General features: G+C 49.9%; 4 protein-coding genes. 2 read left to right on the forward strand and 2 right to left on the reverse strand.

Annotated features, from left to right (window positions below):
- Positions 1-85: 85 nt before the first annotated feature.
- Entirely contained in the window at positions 86-2704 is a 2619-nt protein-coding gene (alaS, locus tag AC4E7D_RS10565; protein WP_490173762.1) for an alanine--tRNA ligase, read from the forward strand.
- Between the two features lie 72 nt (positions 2705-2776).
- A complete protein-coding gene (locus AC4E7D_RS10570; RefSeq protein ID WP_490173763.1) occupies positions 2777-3724 on the forward strand; it encodes a GSCFA domain-containing protein in 948 nt (315 codons plus the stop codon).
- A gap of 28 nt (positions 3725-3752) precedes the next feature.
- On the opposite strand, the gene AC4E7D_RS10575 is transcribed toward AC4E7D_RS10570, so the two are convergent.
- Together AC4E7D_RS10575 and AC4E7D_RS10580 are read right to left on the reverse strand one after the other, a co-directional pair.
- The gene (locus AC4E7D_RS10575; RefSeq protein ID WP_490173764.1) at positions 3753-5507 is read right to left on the reverse strand and encodes an aromatic amino acid hydroxylase; all 1755 of its coding nucleotides are present in this window, start codon (positions 5505-5507) and stop codon (positions 3753-3755) included.
- 143 nt (positions 5508-5650) lie between these two features.
- On the reverse strand, positions 5651-6018 hold a 368-nt coding region (locus AC4E7D_RS10580; RefSeq protein WP_490173765.1), incomplete at its 5' end, for a DUF4136 domain-containing protein.

Genomic DNA, 6018 nt, shown 5'->3' on the forward strand with positions numbered 1-6018 from the left:
TTTGTGCATTCGTTATAAGAAATCAAACAAATATAAAAATTGTTTTGTATAACGCCTTAAAATTACGCAAACTGCAGCTATTTGTATGAATTCCAAGGATATCAGGACCGCATTTCTGGATTTTTTTGAAGGGAAGAAACACAGGATCGTCCCCTCTGCCCCTATGGTGATCAAGGATGATCCTACCTTGATGTTCACCAATGCGGGGATGAACCAGTTCAAAGAGTTTTTCCTTGGAAATACACGGTCCAAATACCCCAGGATCGCCGACACCCAGAAGTGCCTGCGCGTAAGTGGAAAGCACAATGACCTGGAAGAGGTGGGGAAGGACACCTACCACCATACCATGTTCGAGATGCTGGGGAACTGGAGCTTTGGGGATTACTTTAAGAAAGAAGCCATTGCCTGGGCCTGGGAATTGCTTACCGAGGTGTACAAAATACCAGCAGATTCCCTCTACGTAACGGTTTTTGAAGGCAGCTCAGATGAGGACCGGCTGGAGATGGACCAGGAGGCCTATGATTTCTGGAAGGCTATTCTCCCTGAAGCCCGGATCCTTATGGGAGATAAGAAAGACAACTTCTGGGAAATGGGGGATCAGGGTCCCTGTGGTCCCTGTTCGGAGATCCATGTAGATATCCGTTCCCAGGAAGAAAAAGATAAAGTTCCCGGGGATAGCCTTGTGAACCAGGACCATCCGCACGTGATCGAGATATGGAACCTGGTCTTCATACAGTACAACCGCAAGGCCAACGGCAAACTGGAACCCCTTCCGGAATGCCATGTGGATACCGGGATGGGATTTGAGCGCCTGTGTATGGTGCTACAGGGGGTACGCTCCAATTATGACACGGATGTCTTCCAACCCCTGATCACGGAGCTGGAACGGGTTACGGGTACGACCTATGGGGCTGATGAGGATACAGATATCGCCCTACGCGTGGTGGCCGACCATATCCGCGCTGTGGCCTTTGCTATTGCAGATGGCCAATTGCCCAGCAATACCGGCGCCGGTTATGTAATCCGGAGGATACTGAGGCGTGCCATTCGGTATGGCTTTACCTTCCTGAATACGCAGGAACCCTTTATTCATAAATTGACTGCTGTGCTGGCAGCTACTATGGGGGAAGCCTTTCCTGAACTTTCCGAACAGAAACAGTTGATTGAAAACGTCATCCGTGAGGAAGAGCACTCCTTCCTTAAAACCCTGGAACAGGGACTTGTTCTGCTGGACCAGACCCTGGCCAAAACAAAAGGAAAAACGGTAGACGGAAGGAAAGCCTTTGAACTGTATGATACCTATGGTTTTCCCATCGACCTCACCGCCCTGATCCTCAGTGAAAAGGGATATGCCCTGGACGAGGAAGGGTTTGAAGCTGCCATGCAGGAGCAAAAGAAGCGATCAAAGACGGCAACGGCAGTATCCAAGGAAGACTGGGTGATTTTGTCTGAAAACGGCACCCAGGATTTTGTGGGGTACGATCAGTTGGAAACTTCGGTTAACCTTCTGAAATACCGTAGAATTAGCTCAAAAAAAGAGGGAGACCAGTATCAGTTGGTATTCCACCCTACTCCATTTTATCCCGAAGGCGGGGGCCAGGTGGGTGATAAAGGCTACCTGGAGAGTCCGGATGGAGATGTGGTGTACATTACCGATACCAAACGGGAGAACAACGAAATCATACATTTTGCAAAGAGCCTGCCCAAGGATTTATCTCTGCCATTAACTGCTGTGGTGGATGCGGGGCAAAGGCGGCGTACCGCCTGCAACCACTCGGCTACCCACTTACTGCACCAGGCACTGCGGAAGATTTTGGGCACCCATGTGGAGCAAAAAGGTTCGGCTGTGCATTCCCGTTACCTGCGGTTTGATTTTTCCCATTTTGCCAAGGTGACCGAGGAAGAGCTCCGTCAGGTGGAACAGTTTGTAAACGACCGTATTAAGGAAAACCTGCCGCTACAGGAAAATCGGAATATTCCTATGCAGGAAGCCCTGAAGGAGGGGGCGATGGCCCTGTTCGGCGAAAAGTATGGGGACGAGGTCCGTACCGTGCGCTTTGGTGACTCTATTGAACTTTGCGGGGGAACCCATGTGGCCCGTACAGGGGATATCTGGCACTTTAAGATCACCTCCGAAAGTGCCATAGCTGCCGGGATACGGCGTATCGAAGCCATAACTTCAGATGCAGCCCGCACCTATTTTGAGGAGAACCGAAAGGCACTGGAAGAGATCAAATCCCTCTTTAAGGGAGGTAAGAGCGCCCTGGAATCCGTGAAGTCCCTGCAGGAGGAAAACCAGGAACTCAAAAGGCAAATTGAAGCTTTGTTAAAAGAGAAAGCGGGGAATCTCAAGCAAGACCTTTTGCAAGAAATTCAGGATATAGGGGGAGTGGCCTTCCTGTCAAAAAAAGTAGACCTGGATGCCGGAGGCATGAAAGACCTCGCCTTTGAGCTGGGTGGTCAGCGAGACGACCTCTTCCTGCTCCTCGCTGCTGAGAAGGAAGGCAAGGCCTTACTTACCTGTTTTATTTCCAAACCCCTTGCGGAAGCCAGAAACCTGAATGCAGGTACTATCGTCCGGGAGCTGGGGAAATTTATTCAGGGAGGTGGAGGCGGACAGCCCTTTTTTGCCACGGCAGGAGGGAAGAACCCTCAGGGCATTCCTCAGGCCCTCGAGGCGGCTAAAGGCTATCTGAACACCTGAGAAGTATTTTAAACAGTGATGCCAGAGCAGCTTTCCGCGATTTCTTACATTTACGGTACTGAATAATTTCCCATGCAGTTACAAACGACCCTTTCTGTAACCCGGGCCGAACACCCCATCGATTACAGTAGCAAGATATTGCTTATGGGGTCCTGTTTTGCTGAGCATATCGGAGATAAACTGGAGTACTACCAATTCCAGACCTATGGAAATCCCCTGGGTATCTTTTTTCATCCAGAAGCCATAGCAGCCTTTCTGGAAAGGATCGTACAAAATAAGGTATACACAGAAGAAGATGTTTTTGAACATCAGGAACAGTGGCATTGTTATGAAGCCCATTCCCGCTTGAGCCAAAACAGCAGGGAAGGCCTGTTGGGGGACCTGAATCGTCAGCTTGAAATTAGCAGCCGTACGTTGGAGAATGCTACCCACATCTTTCTCACTCTTGGCACCGCCTGGGGCTATCGTTTCAAAGACACAGGCCAATGGGTGGCCAATTGCCACAAGGTGCCTCAAAAATACTTTTCTAAGGAATTGATGATGGTCAGTGATGTAGAAGCTTGTCTCCACAAAATTGGGGGGTTTATACGGAAACTGAATCCTAAGGTACAACTGGTTTATTCGGTGTCCCCAGTACGTCATTTAAAGGATGGGTTTATCGAAAATCAACGCAGCAAGGCCCATCTTATTAGTGCAGTCCACCAACTCGTACAGGAAGGCGAAGCCTTATATTTTCCCGCTTATGAAATCCTGATGGATGAATTGCGGGACTACCGGTATTATAGCGAGGATATGGTTCATCCCAGCACCCAGGCTATTGAATATGTATGGGAAAAATTCTGCCGGGTATGGATAGCGGATTGCGCAGCAGACGTAATGAAGGAAGTAGGAGAGATCAGGAAGGGATTGGCCCACCGGCCGTTTAACCCCGATAGCAAGGCCCACAAGGACTTCAGAAAGGCTTTGGAAAAAAGGATTACCGAGCTACAGGAGGAGTATCCCTTTATGGAGTTTAACTGAACCGGCCCTCTACATACCCATATAGGGATCAGGAAGCTGCAGTAACCTCATCAACAAGGGCCAGGCCATCGTCTATCAGGTGCCCCAGTTTTGGGTTCCGTTGTTTCACCTGTTCCAGGTGCTCGCTGATCTCACTGGCAAAATCAAGGTCATTATTCTTTTTAGCCAGTTCGTAGAGTTCCACAGACAATAACCAGTCTTCCGGGTAATTTTCCTTTACTTCTTTGAATACCTTATTTCTGGAAATGGTGGTATTGGTCCCTTCCCGGAATTGCCTGATTTGCCCGTATAATTGCTCTAGTTTCAATCGCTGCGCGGATTTCTCCACCTTAATTGTACTGGAGGAAATCTCATGGGTGATGAGGTCAAAACTACTCAGGTCTGCCGGCCCGTTAAAGGCCGAAACCACATGCTCACCAACAGCCATATTGTACAGCCCGAAGGAGGGTTCGAAAAGGACCTTATCCCCGTGGGTGACTTTGCAGTCCTGGAATGTGATTAATATGATTTCCCCCCTGAGGTTCCGGGTTCCTGTGATGATCTTGCCGGCCACTTTAATGCCGCCTTCAAATTCAAGGGCTATCCGCTCCCCTTCATAGATGTTGTAGGCTTTAAGGTCCCTGGGACTCATATCTTCTATGGCGAGGTTGATGCCCCTTAACTTCCCCACAGGGGTGCCAAAACCATTGGTGTAGTGCTTAATGCTGTGGCCTACCAGTTCTTTTTCCCGGTAGGATAGGGCGGTTTCCCCTTCCGTCTGAAGATATACCGGTTTCCCGTCATTCTCGATCACGTCGTTGAATATCCCGGAAATCTGTAAACCGGTACTCAGTTCAACAGTTCCCAGTTCTTTTGATCCGATTAGCTTTTTTACCCCACTGAGACCGCCTTTTCTTAGCGCCATGGTATTGGCGAACTCTTCCAGGACCTGACTGAGGAAGGCAAAATCAGGCGTAACAAAGAGCTGTGGCTGGGGTTTGGTGATGTCAAACGAAGTATGCGCCGCCTCAATGGAGTAGGGGATTTTTTTCACCTTGTCGGTCATGCACCAGGCACTTTCACCGATAGAAGATAGCAGGCCTGCACCGTAGATCTTAGGCTGTTCAGGAGTCCCTATAAGCCCGTACTCCACGGTCCACCAGTGCAGGTTCCGGATGAGGGCCATTTCACTGGGCTCACCCATGTTTTGTTGCAATTCTTCAATAAGGTTTTCTGCCTTTTCAATCTCTTCTGGAGGGGTTCCCGGTGCTTCTTTGATGATGGAGAGGTAACGGACAGCTTCATAAAGCTCAAAGTCCTTGGCGCTGGAGATCGCTTTGCATCCGATTTCCCCAAACCGTCTTAAGTATTCTGCATATTCCGGATTGGCGATGATCGGTGCGTGTCCGGCCCCTTCGTGGATGATGTCCGGTGCGGGGGTGTATTCAATGTGTTCTAACTGCCTAATGTCTGAGGCAATCACCAGTACATTATAGGCCTGGAATTCCATGAATGCCGCAGGGGGAATAAACCCGTCAACCGCCACGGCTGCCCAACCGATTTCCTTGAGAATGCGGTTCATGCCGTACATGTTAGGAATATGGTCAATGGAGATTCCGGTTTTCTTAAGTCCAGCTAAATACGATCCATGCGCTACATTGCTGAGGTAATCCACGTTTTTCCGCATCACGTAACGCCACACAGCCTGGTCTATAGGCGAATACTCCTCGTAATTCTGGGGTTTGATGTATTGCCGTAAATGTTCCGGAAGCTTGTCTAAAATGGGGTTACTCTCGTACTGCATGCCTGTCTTTTTATCGGGACATAAAGTTACAAAATTAGGCAGAGAACACTGGGTGCGTCCTTCCGTTTTCCGGTTGTATGGACGCCAGTATCTCTTTGGTGAGAAGAATGAAAAAACCCTGAGAGCTGCTCAGGGTTGTACTTCTAGTTTTGTGCCAGGGCGTTCGGAGGATACTGCTCCAGTATCTGGGCCACGAATTCCCGGATCCTGGCTTCTTTCTTCTCTATGTTTCTGGTATTGTTAAGCGAACCTACACCTCTACCCTGCCACACCAGTTCCTTGGTACTGGCGTCTATGAGGTCTATGTAGAGGGAGCCTTCGGTTCGGGTACTTACGGCATTGCCGCCCCAGCCCCAACCCGGACCCCCACCCCCACCCCGGCCCCCCCCCCCCGGCGCTGTTCGGAGATATCTTCGACAACAGCCCGGCGTCCGCGCGGGCATTCCGCGAGTGGCTGAAGAAACGCTACCAGGATGATGCCGCTCTCCAGGCGGCATGGCAGGACGACAGC

The organism is Lentiprolixibacter sp., from assembly GCF_982873095.1.

Excerpts from the sequence above, each read along its gene's own strand:
- AC4E7D_RS10575 (WP_490173764.1), bottom strand. The coding sequence starts at position 5,507 with ATGCAGTACGAGAGTAACCCCATTTTAGACAAGCTTCCGGAACATTTA.
- AC4E7D_RS10570 (WP_490173763.1), top strand. The coding sequence starts at position 2,777 with ATGCAGTTACAAACGACCCTTTCTGTAACCCGGGCCGAACACCCCATC.
- alaS (WP_490173762.1), top strand. The coding sequence starts at position 86 with ATGAATTCCAAGGATATCAGGACCGCATTTCTGGATTTTTTTGAAGGG.